This is a genomic window from Microbacterium sp. AG1240, assembly GCF_003635115.1.
Classification (GTDB): Bacteria; Actinomycetota; Actinomycetes; order Actinomycetales; family Microbacteriaceae; genus Microbacterium.
This window is the reverse complement of the sequence record NZ_RBXJ01000001.1, coordinates 990,634-1,005,115: the sequence shown is the minus strand read 5'-3', so window position 1 is coordinate 1,005,115 and position 14,482 is coordinate 990,634. Positions and strand designations below refer to the sequence as shown.

Annotated in this window: 15 protein-coding genes and 1 pseudogene; 9 read left to right on the top strand and 7 right to left on the bottom strand. The window is 71.1% G+C overall.

The window, feature by feature from the left end:
* The first annotated feature begins 4 nt into the window (after positions 1 to 4).
* Genes DEU34_RS04590 through DEU34_RS04565 form a run of 6 tightly spaced genes read left to right on the top strand, consistent with a single transcriptional unit; the run spans position 5 to position 4,841 of the window.
* Positions 5 to 955 carry an ABC transporter permease gene (locus DEU34_RS04590; RefSeq protein WP_121149008.1) on the top strand — a complete coding sequence of 317 codons (951 nt, stop codon included), beginning with the start codon at positions 5 to 7 and terminating at the stop codon, positions 953 to 955.
* Positions 952 to 1,848: an ABC transporter permease gene (locus DEU34_RS04585; RefSeq protein ID WP_121149007.1), complete on the top strand. Its 897-nt coding sequence runs from the start codon at positions 952 to 954 to the stop codon at positions 1,846 to 1,848. Before DEU34_RS04590 ends, DEU34_RS04585 begins: the two co-directional genes overlap by 4 nt.
* Entirely contained in the window at positions 1,845 to 2,633 is a 789-nt protein-coding gene (locus DEU34_RS04580; protein WP_121149006.1) for an ABC transporter ATP-binding protein, read from the top strand. Before DEU34_RS04585 ends, DEU34_RS04580 begins: the two co-directional genes overlap by 4 nt.
* Positions 2,630 to 3,460: an ABC transporter ATP-binding protein gene (locus DEU34_RS04575; RefSeq protein WP_121149005.1), complete on the top strand. Its 831-nt coding sequence runs from the start codon at positions 2,630 to 2,632 to the stop codon at positions 3,458 to 3,460. Before DEU34_RS04580 ends, DEU34_RS04575 begins: the two co-directional genes overlap by 4 nt.
* Before the next feature lie 9 nt (positions 3,461 to 3,469).
* Complete coding sequence (locus DEU34_RS04570) at positions 3,470 to 4,534, top strand: M4 family metallopeptidase (RefSeq protein WP_121149004.1); 1,065 nt, start codon at positions 3,470 to 3,472, stop codon at positions 4,532 to 4,534.
* A complete protein-coding gene (locus tag DEU34_RS04565) occupies positions 4,518 to 4,841 on the top strand; it encodes a protealysin inhibitor emfourin (protein ID WP_121149003.1) in 324 nt (107 codons plus the stop codon). The genes DEU34_RS04570 and DEU34_RS04565 overlap by 17 nt, the downstream gene beginning before the upstream one ends.
* Positions 4,842 to 4,850: 9 nt before the next feature.
* Here the strand turns inward: DEU34_RS04565 and DEU34_RS04560 are convergent, their stop codons facing one another.
* The 3 genes from DEU34_RS04560 to DEU34_RS04550 form a co-directional block, all read right to left on the bottom strand.
* Positions 4,851 to 5,459, bottom strand: a complete 609-nt coding sequence (locus tag DEU34_RS04560) for a GNAT family N-acetyltransferase (RefSeq protein ID WP_121149719.1) — start codon at positions 5,457 to 5,459, stop codon at positions 4,851 to 4,853.
* A 307-nt stretch (positions 5,460 to 5,766) separates the two neighbouring features.
* A complete protein-coding gene (locus DEU34_RS04555; RefSeq protein ID WP_183042359.1) occupies positions 5,767 to 6,459 on the bottom strand; it encodes a uracil-DNA glycosylase in 693 nt (230 codons plus the stop codon).
* 4 nt (positions 6,460 to 6,463) lie between these two features.
* Positions 6,464 to 6,949 carry a phosphoribosyltransferase gene (locus tag DEU34_RS04550; protein ID WP_121149718.1) on the bottom strand — a complete coding sequence of 162 codons (486 nt, stop codon included), beginning with the start codon at positions 6,947 to 6,949 and terminating at the stop codon, positions 6,464 to 6,466.
* A gap of 95 nt (positions 6,950 to 7,044) precedes the next feature.
* On the opposite strand from DEU34_RS04550, the pseudogene DEU34_RS04545 reads away from it, so the two are divergent.
* A pseudogene (locus DEU34_RS04545) lies at positions 7,045 to 8,535 on the top strand (MFS transporter).
* On the opposite strand, the gene DEU34_RS04540 reads toward DEU34_RS04545, so the two are convergent.
* Positions 8,532 to 9,308, bottom strand: a complete 777-nt coding sequence (locus tag DEU34_RS04540; protein WP_183042358.1) for an SDR family oxidoreductase — start codon at positions 9,306 to 9,308, stop codon at positions 8,532 to 8,534. The pseudogene DEU34_RS04545 and the gene DEU34_RS04540 overlap by 4 nt on opposite strands.
* 142 nt (positions 9,309 to 9,450) lie before the next feature.
* On the opposite strand from DEU34_RS04540, the gene DEU34_RS04535 reads away from it, so the two are divergent.
* A complete protein-coding gene (locus DEU34_RS04535; protein ID WP_121149000.1) occupies positions 9,451 to 10,773 on the top strand; it encodes a bifunctional o-acetylhomoserine/o-acetylserine sulfhydrylase in 1,323 nt (440 codons plus the stop codon).
* 101 nt (positions 10,774 to 10,874) lie between these two features.
* On the opposite strand, the gene DEU34_RS04530 is transcribed toward DEU34_RS04535, so the two are convergent.
* Entirely contained in the window at positions 10,875 to 11,573 is a 699-nt protein-coding gene (locus DEU34_RS04530) for an SDR family NAD(P)-dependent oxidoreductase (RefSeq protein ID WP_121148999.1), read from the bottom strand.
* A gap of 144 nt (positions 11,574 to 11,717) precedes the next feature.
* On the opposite strand from DEU34_RS04530, the gene DEU34_RS04525 reads away from it, so the two are divergent.
* Complete coding sequence (locus tag DEU34_RS04525) at positions 11,718 to 12,923, top strand: homoserine O-acetyltransferase (RefSeq protein WP_121148998.1); 1,206 nt, start codon at positions 11,718 to 11,720, stop codon at positions 12,921 to 12,923.
* Here the strand turns inward: DEU34_RS04525 and DEU34_RS04520 are convergent.
* Together DEU34_RS04520 and DEU34_RS04515 are read right to left on the bottom strand one after the other, a co-directional pair.
* Entirely contained in the window at positions 12,920 to 14,143 is a 1,224-nt protein-coding gene (locus DEU34_RS04520) for an MFS transporter (protein WP_121148997.1), read from the bottom strand. The genes DEU34_RS04525 and DEU34_RS04520 overlap by 4 nt on opposite strands.
* The gene (locus DEU34_RS04515; RefSeq protein ID WP_116646096.1) at positions 14,140 to 14,481 is read right to left on the bottom strand and encodes a thiamine-binding protein; all 342 of its coding nucleotides are present in this window, start codon (positions 14,479 to 14,481) and stop codon (positions 14,140 to 14,142) included. The genes DEU34_RS04520 and DEU34_RS04515 overlap by 4 nt, the downstream gene beginning before the upstream one ends.
* Position 14,482: the final 1 nt, after the last annotated feature.

Sequence of the window (14,482 nt, the reverse complement as noted above, 5' to 3'; positions counted from 1 at the left end):
CGCGGTGATGCGCTACGCGGTGACGAGGGTGGTCCTGCTCCTGGCAGGCCTCCTCGTCGCCAGCGTGCTCATCTTCGTGACGTTGCGCGTGCTCCCCGGCGACGTCGCGGCGGTGATCGGGGGCACCACCTCCTCGCCCGAACAGGTCGCGGCCATCCGCGAGGGCCTGGGACTCGACCGGCCGCTGGTGGTGCAGTACACCGACTGGATCGGCGGACTCCTGCGCGGTGACCTCGGCACATCGCTGCTGACCGGGGCCCCGGTCGCCGACGAACTCGCCGCGAAGGCGCAGGTCACCGTGCCCCTGGGCGTGATGTCACTGCTCATCGCCCTCGCCATGAGCGTCCCCCTCGGCGTGGCCTCGGCCCTGCGCCGCGGCCGCGCCGACGGCACCGCGCTGAGCGTGGCGGCCCAGTCGCTCGCGGCCGTGCCGGTGGTCTGGGCGGGACTGATGCTCGTCGTCGTCTTCGCGGTCTGGCTCGGCTGGCTGCCCGCGCAGGGCTTCCCCCGCAACGGCTGGGACGACCCCGGTGCGGCGTTCCGTTCGCTGATCCTCCCGGCCCTCACGATCGGGGTGGTGGAGGGGGCGATGCTGATGCGCTTCGTCCGCAGCGCCACGCTGCAGGCGATCGGCCAGGACTACGTCCGCACGGCGGCGGCGAAGGGACTCACCCGCACGCGCGCGCTGATCCGCCACGGGCTGCCCAATGTCGCGCTGTCGATCATCGCCGTCCTCGGTCTGCAGATCGCCGGCATCGTGGTCGGCGCCGTCATCATCGAGCAGTTGTTCTCGCTTCCGGGCATCGGGCGGATGCTGGTCACCGACGTCGGTCAGCGAGACCTCCCCAAGGTGCAGAGCGCGCTGCTCGCTCTGACGGGCTTCGTGCTCGTCATCGGGTTCGTCGTCGATCTCGTGCAGCGGCTCATCGACCCCCGGCAGCGGGAGGCAGCATGAGCACCACGAGACCCGTCGCGCGTCTTGCGTGGCTCCGGCGCCTCTGGGCGCTCGGCACCGGGCGTTTCGGTCTGATCGTCGTGGCGGTGGTCGTGGCGACGGCGATCGTCGCGGCCTTCTGGACCCCCTTCCCGCCGCAGCAGGTCGATATCGGCGCCCGCTGGTCATCGCCCGGCTGGCCGCACCTGCTCGGCACCGACGACACCGGCCGCGACATCCTGAGCCTCCTGATGGCGGGAGCACGCACAACACTGATGGTCTCCCTCGGGGCGGGCGTGGTCGCGACCCTGCTCGGTATCGCTCTGGCCGCGCTCGGCGCTCTGACGGCCCGGTGGGTGCGCGAGACGGTGGCCGTGCTGATCGACATCCTCGTCGCCTTCCCCGTGCTGATCATCGCGATGATGATCACCGCCGTCTGGGGCGGATCGCTCGGCGTGGTGATCTGGGCGGTCGGCATCGGATTCGGGGTGAACATCGCCCGCGTCACGCGCGCGGAGCTGCGCCGCGTGCTGCACAGCGACTTCGTGCTGGCCGGTCGAGCCAGCGGCCTCTCCCCCGCGCAGAACCTGTGGCGCCACCTGCTGCCGAACGTGGCGCCCGTCTTCATCGTGCAGCTGTCGTGGGCGATGGCCGTGGCCGTACTGGCCGAGGCCGGGCTGTCGTACCTCGGGTTCGGCGCACCGCTCACCGAGCCGTCGTGGGGGGTGCTGCTCGAGCAGCTGCAGCGGTACGTGTCGGTCTACCCGTTGACCGTGATCTGGCCGGGGCTCGCAATCACCCTCACCGTGCTCGGTCTCAACCTCCTCGGCGACGGGCTGCGCGAAGCCACCGACCCGACGCTGTCGCGGCGCGCCGCCGCATCCCGCCTGCACGTCCCGGAGGTGGTCTCGTGACGCTCGAAGTGCGCGATCTGACGGTCGAGATCGGGGGGCGCCGGGCCGTCGACGGCGTCTCGTTCGACGTTCCCGACGGCGGCCGTCTCGGACTGATCGGCGAGTCGGGGTCGGGCAAGTCGCTCACCGCGCTCGCGATCCTCGGGCTCCTGCCCGACGGGGCGACGGCGGCCGGAAGCATCCGCTGGGACGGCCGCGAGATCCTGGGGCTCCCCGACCGCGACCTCGCGCAGCTCCGCGGCGACGAGATCGGCGTCGTGTTCCAGGAACCGCAGACAGCGCTCAATCCCATCCGCACCGTAGGGCGCCAGATCGGCGAGTCGCTGCGCATCCACGAAGGGCTCTCCCGCGCCGACGCCCGGCGGCGGGCGATCGACGAGGCGGAGAGGGTGGCCCTCCCCGACCCCGCGACGATCGTGACCCGCTACCCCCACCAGCTCTCGGGCGGCCAGCGTCAGCGGGTCGCGATCGCCATGGCCCTCGCCTGTCGACCGCGGTTGCTCATCGCCGACGAACCGACCACCGCTCTCGACGTGACGATCCAGGCCGGCATCCTCTCCCTGCTCGCAGACCTCGTCCGCGACGCGGGGATGTCGCTCGTGTTCATCACGCACGACCTGGCGGTGCTCGCGCAGGTCGCGACGACGGCGGTCGTGCTCGAGCACGGGCGCGTCGCCGAAGCGGGTCAGGTGTCGCAGCTGCTCGACGCGCCGGCGTCACCCGTCACCCGCGGCCTGGTTCGCGACGCGCGCGCCACCCTCTGGCGCCCGGAGGGCCGGTCATGAGCGAGATCCTGCTGCGCGCTCGCGGACTCACGCGTCGCTACACCGCGCCGCGCCGCACCCTGTTCACGCCGCGGGTCGTCACGACGGCTCTCGACGCGGTCGACCTCGACGTGACCGCGGGGTCGGCGGTCGGCGTGATCGGCGAATCGGGGTCGGGCAAGTCCACGCTCGTGCGGCTGCTCCTGGCGCTCGACACCCCCACCGACGGAACGGTCGAACTCGACGGCCGCCCGGTGGACGCCCGCCAGAGCGCGCGGTCGCTGCACTGGCTGCGCCGACAGACGGGCATCGTCTTCCAAGACCCCTACGCCTCGCTCGATCCGCGCATGAGCATCGGGCGGATCGTCGGCGAGCCGCTGTGGGCGCTCGATATCGCGGGCGACAGACGCGCCCGCGTTCGCGAGGTGCTCGAGCAGGTCGGCCTCGAAGCGGCGATGGCCGACCGCTTCCCCCACGAGTTCTCGGGCGGTCAACGTCAGCGCATCGCGATCGCCCGGGCCATCGTGCACCGGCCGGCCGTGCTCGTCGGCGACGAACCGCTGTCGGCGCTCGACGTCACCGTGCGCGCCCAGATCCTGCGGCTTCTCGCCGAGCTGCGCGCCACCGCGGGGCTCACCCTTCTGCTGGTCTCCCACGACCTCGGTGTCGTGCAGAACCTGTGCGACGAGGTCGTCGTGATGAAGGATGCACGCATCGTCGAGCGCGGACGCACAGAATCGGTGCTGCAGCATCCGGCCTCCGCGTACACGCGGTCGCTCCTCGACGCGATCCCGACGCTCCCCCGGCCGTCATCTTCGCGAAACCGAGGTGTCGGAACCGACCGTTAGTGTTCGGACATGTCCCCCGCGATCATCCCCCCGTTCCTGCTCGATCGGCTCGCCGAGACCGATCATCCCCGCTTCGCCCGCGCCGCGGCCGCTGCGCGGGCGACCCTCGCTGTCGGTCGTCCCGACCGGCCCGTGCGTGCGCGCCTGCGACTGTCGATCGACGAGTCGGGCACCCTGGTCGCCGAGGCCGCACCGGGTCCTGATCGCATCGTGTTCGACGCCGGCAACACCGAGCGGCTTCCGGGGGCGATCGTGCGGTCCGAAGACGATGCGCCCACCGGCGACGCGGCGGCCGACGAAGCCTTCGACGGCCTCGGCGCCACCTTCGACTTCTTCTGGGACGCCTTCTCGCGGGACGGGATCGATGCCGCAGGCGGCGCGCTGCTGGCGACGGTGCACTTCGGGGAGGACTACGACAACGCCTTCTGGAACGGTGAGCGCATGGTCTTCGGCGACGGCGACGGCGAGGTGTTCACCGGCTTCACGCGGTCGCTCAGCGTCATCGCGCACGAACTCGCGCACGGTGTGACCGAGGCCGAGGGCGGCCTCGAGTACGAGGGACAGTCGGGGGCCATCAACGAATCGCTCTCCGACGTGTTCGGCGTGCTCGCCGAGCAGCACCACCTCGGTCAGACCGCCGACACCGCGACGTGGCTCGTCGGCGAAGGCATCTTCAGCGCCGAGGTTCAGGGTGACGCCCTCCGCTCACTGAAGGCCCCCGGCACGGCGTACGACGACGACGTGCTCGGGAAGGATCCGCAGCCGGGCCACATGCGTGATTACGTCGAGACGAGCGACGACAACGGCGGGGTGCACATCAACTCGGGCATCCCGAACAAGGCCTTCTACCTCGCGGCGATCACTCTCGGCGGCCGGGCATGGGAGCGCGCGGGACGGGTGTGGTACCGCGCTCTCACCGGCGGCACCCTCTCGCCGACCGCCGACTTCGCCGAGTTCGCGGCGGCGACCATCGCCGCGGCGACGGCGGAGTACGGTGAGGAGTCGGAGGAGGTCGCCGCCGTCCGCGCCGGATGGGCCGGAGTCGGCGTCATCGAGCATGCAGGGAGCGACTGAGCCGAGAGTGGTCGTCACGGTCGTCCGATCCGGCGGGATCGCCGGGCTGCGACGCGAGTGGCGGGCAGAGCCGGCGCCCGACGCGGTCGCCCGGTGGACCGAGCTGATCGACGGGTGCCCGTGGGACGACCCGCCCGCCGCGGAGCCCGGGGCCGATCGATACCAGTGGCGCATCCGGGCGCGCAGCGACGATGCTCCTCCGCGCGAAGTCCGGCTCGGAGACGGCGGCCTGGCCGGCCCGTGGCGCACGCTCGTCGACGAGGTGCGCGCGCAGTCCCGCCCCCGCCGCCCCGAACGCCCGCGCTGACGCGGCGCGTCAGCCGAAGAGGCGTTTCTTCTTCAGCTTCGGCACGCTCAGCTGCAGGTAGACCACGCCCAGCCACCGGCCGAACTTGAAACCGACCCGGCCCATGCGGCCGACCTCGACGAACCCGAGCTTCTGGTGCAGGGCGATCGACGACTCGGCACCCCGGTCGCTGATGGCCGCGACGATCTCGCGGATCCCGGCTTCCTGCGCCGCGGCGATGATGGCCTCCATGAGAGCCCGCCCGAGGCCCTTGCCCGCGGCCGCCTGCCCGAGGTAGATGGAGTTCTCCACCGTGTAGCGATAGGCCGACTTGCTCTTCCACGGCTGCAGCAGCGCGTACCCGAGGATCTGTCCCGATGGCGACTGCGCGACCAGGAACGGCATGCCGAGCTTGTGGAGGTGCGCGTACTTCTCCCGCCACTGCGCGAGGGTCCAGCGCTTCTCGTCGAACGTGACCATCGAGTTCGTCACGTAGTAGTTGTAGATCTCGCGGATGTCGGGGATGTCGCTCTCGCGCACCGGCCGGATCTCGTACGTGAAGGGGCGCTCGGGCTCGGGTGTGCGGCGCAGATGCCACGGAAGACGCCGACGGCTCTTGTCGTATTCGTCTTCCAGCATGACCGCCATTTTATGTGGTCCGCGCACCGGCGACCGCTCGCGGGCTGCGCGTCGTGCCCGGCGGTGACGCATGCCCGAGACGCCGGCCTTCGGCCGTCGTCTCCCGCCAGTCCCGATGCCAGCGTCTCCGCCGAGCACGACACTCCGCCCGCACCATCCCCCGCCCGACGGTGACGCATGCCCGAGACGCCGGCCTTCGGCCGTCGTCTCCCGCCAGTCCCGATGCCAGCGTCTCCGCCGAGCACGACACTCCGCCCGCACCATCCCCCGCACGGCGGTGACGCATGCCCGAGACGTAGCTGCGGGTTCAGGCGGGCAGGCGCCAGTCGACCGGCGTCGCCCCCTGCTGCTCGAGCAGCGCGTTCGCCGCCGAGAAGGGTCTCGATCCGAAGAAGCCGCGCCTCGCCGACAGCGGGGAGGGATGGGCGGAGGCGACGATCGGCGTATCACCGAGGAGAGGGCGGAGGTTCGCCGCATCCTTCCCCCACAGGATCGCCACGAGCGGTGCGTCACGTTCGACGAGGCTGCGGATCGCGAGCTCGGTCACCGTCTCCCACCCCCAGCCCCGATGCGAGCCCGCCTCGCCGGGGGCGACGGTCAGCACCCGGTTGAGCAGCATGACGCCCTGGTCGCTCCAGGCCGAGAGGTCGCCGTGCGGCGCCGGCGGGATACCGAGATCGGACTCGAGCTCGGCGTAGATGTTCGACAGGCTCCGCGGGATCGGCCGCACGTGCCGGTCGACGGCGAACGACAGCCCGATCGGGTTGCCCGGCGTCGGATACGGGTCCTGTCCGACGATCAGCACCTTCACGTCGCCGCGCGGCCGCGCGAACGCGCGCAGCACGTTCTCCCCCGCGGGCAGGTAGGAACGACCCGCCGCCACCTCGGCCCTGAGCCGCTCACCCAGCGCGGCGATGTCGCCGGCGACGGGTTCGAGTGCATCGGCCCACCCGTCGTCGAGAAGTCCGGCGGCAGAGAGCTCCGGCAGAGTCATCGCCACGGTGTCAGGCCTCGTCCTCTTCGACGACCGTCCCCTGGGCCGACCACGGGAAGTCGATCCACAGCGACGTCTCCTTCCAGGAGTAGTCGGGCTGGACGATCGTCGTCGGCTTCGTGTAGATGACGACCGAGCGCATGTCCGCACCGCGCTCGCGCAGCATCTTCACCGCGAGGGCGAGCGTACGGCCGCTGTCGGCGACGTCGTCGACGAGCAGCACCTTGCGACCGCCGAGGTATTCGGTGTCCAGCGCCGGGCGCAGCACCTCGGGGGCGTCGAGCACGGTGCCGATGCCGGTGTAGAACTCGACGTTCAGCGCGCCGCAGTTCTTCACCCCCAACCCGTACGCGATCGCACCCGCCGGCAGCAGACCGCCGCGGGCGATCGCCACCACGACCTCGGGGACGAAGCCGTCGGCGAGGATCTCGCGGGCGAGGTCTCGGGATGCGGCACCGAACCCGTCCCACGTCAGTGTCTCGCGCTCTTCGCTCATGGCCATGGGGTCCTCCTCGGGGACGGTTCGCTCCAGCCTAGGCATCCGGCAGCCGTGCCCGTCTCCCGCCCGACGCCCGGTGTACTCTCGGCCCCATGTCACGCGCATCGTCCGCCGCTGAACGCCTGCGCGGGTCTTCCTTCGGCATCACCGCGGGGCTCATCGGCTGGTTCGTCGTCGTCGAGCTCACCAGCGGCATCCTGCAGGGCTACTACGTGCCCCTGCTCAGCGACATCGTGGTGCATCTCGGGGTGACCGACGCCGACGTGAACTGGTTCGAGGCGGCGCAGCTGCTGCTCTCGGCCCTCGTGCTGCCGATCCTCGCCAAGCTCGGCGACATGTACGGGCACAAGAAGGTGCTGCTGGCCTCGGCGATCCTGACGGCCGGTGCCAGCTGGTGGCTCGTCTTCGCCGATTCGTTCACGACGTTCCTCATCGCGTGGGCGCTGCAGGGCTTCTATGTGGTGTGGCTGCCCCTCGAGATCGCGCTCGTGTTCGAACGCGGGCGCCGTCAGGCCCGGGGAGTGTCGCAGACGCGACGCGCGGCGGGTCTGCTCGTCGTGGGCCTGCAGGCCGGAGCGATCCTCGGCGCCCTCGCCGCCGGGCGCCTCTTCGCGGCGACGAGCGAGAACCTGCAGCTGACGCTCATGGTGCCGGCGGTGGCGGTCACACTCGTGTGCGTGGTCATCTGGCTCGGCGTGCCCGAGTCCGAACCCGTGCCCGGGCGTCGTCTGGACATCGGCGGTTTCGTGCTCCTGGCTTTCGCGCTGCTGCTCGTCACCGGCGCCCTGTCGTTCCTGCGGGTGCCCGACGGCCCCGGCGCGGGCGTCGTCGTCGCTCTGCTCATCACCGGTCTCGCGGCCTTGGCGGTCTTCGTCTGGTAAGAGCTGCGTCAGAGCGACCCCGCGGTCGATATCCGTGTGCTCGCGCGGCCCGAGATGTGGCCGGTGCAGGCGACCGCGTTCCTCGTCGGCATCAGCCTGCTCGGCGCGCAGGGCCCGCTGGCCACATACGCCGGCACCGACTCCTCACTCGGGTACGGCCTCGGACTCGACGCGACAGACCGCTCCAACGTGATCGGCGTCTACCTCGTGTCGCTCATCGTCGGAGCGGTGCTGTTCGCGGTGTTCTCGCGCCGGGGCAATCCGCGCCTCATCCTGATCGGCGCCTCGGCGCTCGTCGGCATCGGCTACGCGCTCTTCGTCCCGTTCCACGTCGAGCTGTGGCAGGTGCTGGCGAACCTGTCGATCGCCGGCATCGGCTCGGGGGCCCTGGTGGCAGCCCTGCCCGCCGCGGCCGCTGCGGCTGCGCCCCGCGGCCAGACGGGCATCGCCTCCGCACTGACGAACACGACGAAGACCATCGGCGGCACGTTCGCCTCCGCCGTCTTCGGCGTCGTGCTCGCCGCGGGCGTCGGAGCCGCGGTCGCCGGCACCGCCGCACCCCTCGTCGGCTACGTGACCGTCTGGACCGTCTGCGCGGTCGGCGGATTCCTCGCCGCGGCGCTGCTCTTGTTCGTTCCGAAGGTCGCGTTCAGCGACGCCGATGCGGCGGATGCGGCTGCCGGGCAGACGCAGGTGATCTAGTCCTGACGCACCCGCAGCGGTCCGCGGGCGAGCGCGTGCTGCGCCGACTGCGCGACCGGGCGCACGGTGACCAGGTCGAGGTTCACGTGGCCCGGCGCCTCCAACGCGTAGGCGATCACATCGGCGACGTCGGCGCCGGTGAGCGGGTTCTCCACATCCTCGTAGACGCGGTCGGCGGCGTTCTGGTCGCCGCGCAGGCGGTTGAGCGAGAACTCCTCCGTGGCGACCATGCCCGGCGCGATCTCGATGACGCGGAGGGGCTCGCCGTTCAGCTCCAACCGCAGCGCGTGCACGAGCATCGCCTCCGCGGCCTTCGCCGCGTTGTAGCCCGCACCGCCCGGATAAGCGGTCTGCGCGGCGGTGGAGGTCACGAAGACGGTGTCGGCATGGCCGTCGGATGCTGCGGCATCGCGCAGCAGCGGAAGAAGCGCGGCGACCAGCCGCTGGGTCGAGACGACGTTGGCCTCGAACATCCACTGCCAGTCGGCCGGGTCGCCGTGCTCGACGAGGTCTGTCCCGCGAGCTCCGCCGGCCACCTGCACGAGCGCGTGCACGGGGCCGGTCTCGGCGAGCCATCCGGCGAGCGCGTCGATGTCCTCGCCTCGCGTGAGGTCGGCGGCGTACGCCACGATGCCGGTCTCGGCCTCGAGCGCTTCGAGGCGCTCGGCCCGCCGGGCCACCCCCACCACGTCCCATCCCCGGGAGCGCAGCATCCGAGCCGTCGCTTCACCGATCCCGGAACTTGCACCCGTCACCACAACACGTCGCGTCATTAGAGCAACGCTACCCGCGCCAGGCTCCCCCGACGGCTGTTACGCCGCGTGTCCGAAGCGGTGGCGTGTCCGATGCGGCGTCCGTAGTCTCGCAGCAGGTCACCGCACCCGCCTGACCGAATCCGACTGCAGGAGCCCGATCATGTCCGCACCCGAGAACTGGCGATTCGAGACCAAGCAGATCCACTCGGGCGCCCAGCCCGACCCGGTGACCAAGGCGCGGGCGACCCCGATCTATCAGACGACCTCCTACGTCTTCGACAACGCCGACCACGCTGCGAACCTCTTCTCGCTGGCCGAGTTCGGCAACATCTACACGCGCATCCAGAACCCGACCCAGGCGGTCGTGGAGGAGCGCGTGGCGGCCCTCGAAGGCGGCACCGGCGCGCTCCTGGTCGCCAGCGGCCAGGCGGCCGAGACCTTCGCGGTGCTAAACATCGCCGAGGCCGGCGACCACATCGTCTCGTCGTCGTCGATCTACGGCGGCACCTACAACCTCTTCAAGTACACGCTGAAGAAGCTCGGCATCGACGTGACGTTCGTGGAGAACCAGGACGACGCCGAGGAGTGGCGCGCCGCGGTGCGCCCGAACACGAAGCTGTTCTTCGCCGAGACGATCGGCAACCCCAAGATCAACGTGCTCGACATCCGCACGGTCGCCGATGTCGCGCACGCCGCCGGCGTGCCGCTGATCGTCGACAACACGATCGCGACCCCGTACCTCATCCGTCCGTTCGAGCACGGCGCCGACATCGTGGTGCACTCGGCGACGAAGTTCCTCGGCGGCCACGGTACGGTCATCGGCGGCGTCATCGTCGACGGCGGCTCGTTCAAGTGGTCGGAGAACGTCGAGCGCTTCCCCGGCCTCACCGAGCCCGACCCGTCGTACCACGGCGCGAGCTACACCGCGGCGGTCGGCGACGGCCTCGCCTACGTCATCAAGGCCCGCGTGCAGCTGCTGCGCGACCTCGGTGCGGCCATCTCGCCGCAGAGCGCGTGGCTGCTGATCCAGGGCATCGAGACGCTGTCGCTGCGCATCGAGCGTCACGTGCAGAACGCGCAGGAGATCGCCGAATGGCTCGAGGGTCAGCCCGACGTCGCCACGGTCAACTACTCGGGCCTGCCGACCTCCCCCTGGTACGCCGCCGCCAATAAGTACGCCCCGAAGGGTGTCGGCGCGGTGCTGTCGTTCGAGCTCAAGGGAGGGGTCGACGCCGGGCGGGAGTTCGTGAACTCGCTCACCCTCTTCAGCCACCTCGCCAACATCGGCGACGTGCGTTCCCTGGTGATCCACCCCGCCTCGACCACGCACTCACAGCTCACCCCCGAGCAGCAGCTCACCACCGGAGTGACGCCCGGCCTCGTGCGGCTGTCGCTGGGGCTCGAGAACATCGACGACCTGAAGGCCGACCTCTCGCAGGCCCTCGCCGCGGCGCGCCGCAGCGTGGACGCCGCGCGCGTCTGACCCGCAGCATCCAGATGCCCCGGCCGCCCTCACGGGCGCCGGGGCATCCGTCGTTCTTCCCGCGCGGGTGCGAGAACACCCGCGTCCGGGTGAGGGCGAGGTCAGGCCCGCACCTTCGGGCGGAGGGTCCCGAGCCCTCCGTCGATGCCGAGCACCTGGCCCGTGATCCAGTCGTTCGCCGGGTCGAGGAGGAACTGCACGCCGCGCGCGACATCGTCGGGTTCGCCGAGACGGCCGAGCGCGTGCATCGACTCGGACACCTTGCGAGACCCTTCGCTGGCGGTGAGCGCCGACGTCAGCGTCGTGCGGGTCAGGCCCGGTGCGACGGCGTTGATGCGGAGCCCCTGCGAGGCGTAGCTCGCCGCCGACGAGAGCATCAGCCCGATGACGCCGGCCTTCGCCGCCGAGATCGCGTCGTGGTTCGGCAACCCCGCCATGGCGGCCGCCGAGGAGACCAGTACGACGGCGCCACCCGACCGCAGCTGCCGGCCGGCGGCCCGCACGGTCGCGAACGCGGTCGTCAACGACGCGGCGACGATGCCGTCGTACTGCGCGCGCGACGTGAGGTGGGCGGGCTTGAGCAGCATCGATCCCGCGAAGCACGCGACACCGTCCAGGGGTCCGGCATCGACGACCGCCTGCTCGACGGCCTCGAAGTCGGTCGCGTCGAGCACGATGTCGGGATCGCCGTTCCCCGCCTCGCGGGCCGTCGTCACCACCTCGTGACCCGCCGCGCGCAACAGCTCGCACGTCGCCGCACCGATACCGCTGGATGCGGCGATGATCAGATATCGCGCCATGGTGTACCTCCCCCGTCATTGTCTCCTCACCCGGGCCGCCCGCGGCGCATCGGCGCGATCGCACCCGCACCGATCGTCGGTGTAACAGTCGGCTGGCCGGCGGGTCGGACCGCCTAGCCTGGAAGGGCGCGAAAGGTAGTGCTCATGGACTGGCAGACGTCGGAGGACACGGTGCCGTCGGCACCGATCACGGAGGCCGACGCGCGCATGCTCCTGGGGCGTCCACCGACCACGGGCGCCTGGCGCGACGGCGACCCCGTCGGCGACCGGCGGTTCGCGAGCTTCACCGGCTTCCGCACGGAGGGCGGCGAGGAGCTGCCCTCGTGGCGGCTGTCGTACGAGACCTGGGGCGAGCTCTCCCCGGCCCGCGACAACGCCGTGCTGGTGCTCCACGCCCTCACCGGGGACAGCCACCTGCGCGGCCCCGCCGGCCCCGGGCACCCGACGGCCGGCTGGTGGGAGGACCTCGTCGGCCCGGGCGCGCCCCTCGACACCGACCGGTGGTTCGTGGTGGCGCCGAACATGCTCGGAGGCTGCCAGGGCTCGACGGGCCCGGCGAGCGTCGCACCCGACGGCTACGAGTGGGCGGCGCGCTTCCCGTACCTCACCATCCGCGACCAGGTGGGCGCGCAGGCCCGTCTCGCCGATGCGCTCGGCATCGACGTGTGGGCGGGCGTCATCGGCGGCTCGATGGGCGGCATGCACGCGCTCGAGTGGGCGATCGGCCACCCTGCGCGCGTCGAGCGCGCGGCCATCCTGTCGGCACCCCCGGTGACCACCGCCGACCAGATCGCGCTCAACTCGGTACAGCTCGAGGCCATCCGCATCGACCCGCGCTTCGCCGGCGGAGAGTACTACGACGCGGGCGACGGCGACGGTCCGCACCGCGGCCTCGCGCTCGCCCGCCGCATGGCGCTGCTGAACTATCGCAGTCCTACGGAGCTCAATCAGCGCTTCCAGCGGTCGTGGCAGTCGGGGGTCAGCCCGCTCGGTCGCGGGGGGCGGTTCGCGGTGGCGTCGTACCTCGACTTCCACGGCAACAAGTTCACGCGCCGCTTCGACGCGAACAGCTACCTGACGCTCGTCGACGCGATGAACTCCCACGATGTCGGGCGCGACCGCGACGGCATCGAAGACGCGCTGAAGCGGGTGACCGCGACGACGCTCGTGCTCGGGATCGACAGCGACCGCCTGTTCCCCATCGACGGACAGCATCGGATCGCCCGCAGCATCCCGAACACCCTCGACGGGCGCGAGGCGGTGACCGTCACGAGCGACTTCGGCCACGACGGCTTCCTCATCGAGACCGACGAGGTCGGGCGCCACCTGCGGCGCCTGTTCGCGGCCTAGACCGCGACCGGCTCCGCGGCCCGCGACTTCTCGACGCGGAAGCTCCAGGCCGCGACGACCAGGCCACCCATCGCGAGCACCGCCCCCACCCACGCGGGCGCGGCGAACCCGAGGCCGAGCGCGATCACGACACCGCCGAGGAACGCGCCGAGACTGTTGCCGATGTTGAGCGCGGAGTGGTTGAGCGCGGCGGCGATCGACTGGTTGTCGCCCGCGACGTCCATGAGACGCGTCTGGATGGCCGGGCTCAGCGCCGACCCCACGAAGCTGACCGCGAAGGCGAAGAGCGCGAGGGTGACGACCCATCCCGCCGTGAGGGCGAGCAGGGCCGAGGCCGCCGCCATCGCGACGAGGCCGATGAGCAGCCACTTCTTCAGGTTCACGTCGGCGAGGTGCCCACCGACGATGTTGCCGATCGTCATGCCGATGCCGACGATGACGAGCACGATCGACACCGCCCACTCGGGCGATCCGGCCAGCTCCGTCACCATGGGCGCGATGTAGCTGTACATGGCGAAGAAGCCTCCGAAGCCGACAGCCCCGATACCGAGGGCGAACCAGACCTGGCCGACCCGGAACACTCGCAGTTCGTCGCGCAGTCGGCGCCCGGGATCGCCGGGGTGCTCGGGGACGAACAGCACGATCGCGAGGGTCGCGAGGGCGAACACCCCGCCGACGACGAGGAACGCGAGCCGCCAGCCGAAGTTCTGGCCGAGCAGGGTTCCCAGCGGAACGCCGACCACGTTCGCGACCGTCAGACCGGTGAGCACGAACGCGACGCCCTTCGCACGGTTGCCGGGACCGAGCACGTCGGCGGCGACGAGGGCTCCGATGCCGAAGTATGCGCCGTGCGGGAGGCCAGCGAGCAGACGGGATGCGGCGACCAGCTCGTACGTCGGAGCGATGACCGTGAGCAGGTTGAACACCGTCAACGCGAGCGCCAGCACGATCATCACGCGATGCCGGGGGAAGCGCGCGACGGAGCCCGCGATCGTGGGCGCTCCGATGACGACGCCCAGGGCGTAGAGGGAGATGAGCCACCCGGCTTGAGCAATCGCGTCGTCGGGGTTCGCCGCCCACGCGGTGGGCAGCAACTCCGCCGCGACGTTCGGCAGCAGGCCCATCATCACGAACTCGGTCATGCCGATGCCGAAGCTGCCGATGGCGAGCGAGAGGAGCGCCCGCATCGCCGCACCCCTCGAGAGGATCGAGGAGGTCATTCCTCGATGCTAGACCCGCCCGCGTCCGTATGACGAATCGATTCGATGGCGCTTTCGAGGCGTTCGATCTTCCCGTCGATCTCGCCCGTGCGTCCGGGGCGGATGTCGGCTTTGAGCACGAGCGATACGCGCGAGCCGAAGGGCATCACGGCCTCGGTCGCGCGGCGCACGACATCGAACACCTCGTCCCACTCCCCCTCGATCTCGGTGAACATCGAGGTCGTGCGATTCGGCAGGCCCGATGCGCGCACGACCTCGACCGCCGCGGCCACGGCGTCGTGCACCGAGCCGTCGGCGTTACCGGATCCGGACGGGGCGACGGAGAAGGCGATGAGCATG

Bases quoted from the DNA above. Each gene is read 5' to 3' on its own strand.
- DEU34_RS04540 (WP_183042358.1), bottom strand. From the start codon at position 9,308: ATGACGCGACGTGTTGTGGTGACGGGTGCAAGTTCCGGGATCGGTGAA.
- DEU34_RS04565 (WP_121149003.1), top strand. From the start codon at position 4,518: ATGCAGGGAGCGACTGAGCCGAGAGTGGTCGTCACGGTCGTCCGATCC.
- DEU34_RS04570 (WP_121149004.1), top strand. From the start codon at position 3,470: ATGTCCCCCGCGATCATCCCCCCGTTCCTGCTCGATCGGCTCGCCGAG.
- DEU34_RS04575 (WP_121149005.1), top strand. From the start codon at position 2,630: ATGAGCGAGATCCTGCTGCGCGCTCGCGGACTCACGCGTCGCTACACC.
- DEU34_RS04530 (WP_121148999.1), bottom strand. From the start codon at position 11,573: ATGGCGCGATATCTGATCATCGCCGCATCCAGCGGTATCGGTGCGGCG.
- DEU34_RS04520 (WP_121148997.1), bottom strand. From the start codon at position 14,143: ATGACCTCCTCGATCCTCTCGAGGGGTGCGGCGATGCGGGCGCTCCTC.
- DEU34_RS04525 (WP_121148998.1), top strand. From the start codon at position 11,718: ATGGACTGGCAGACGTCGGAGGACACGGTGCCGTCGGCACCGATCACG.
- DEU34_RS04560 (WP_121149719.1), bottom strand. From the start codon at position 5,459: ATGCTGGAAGACGAATACGACAAGAGCCGTCGGCGTCTTCCGTGGCAT.
- DEU34_RS04515 (WP_116646096.1), bottom strand. From the start codon at position 14,481: ATGCTCATCGCCTTCTCCGTCGCCCCGTCCGGATCCGGTAACGCCGAC.
- DEU34_RS04550 (WP_121149718.1), bottom strand. From the start codon at position 6,949: ATGAGCGAAGAGCGCGAGACACTGACGTGGGACGGGTTCGGTGCCGCA.
- DEU34_RS04585 (WP_121149007.1), top strand. From the start codon at position 952: ATGAGCACCACGAGACCCGTCGCGCGTCTTGCGTGGCTCCGGCGCCTC.
- DEU34_RS04535 (WP_121149000.1), top strand. From the start codon at position 9,451: ATGTCCGCACCCGAGAACTGGCGATTCGAGACCAAGCAGATCCACTCG.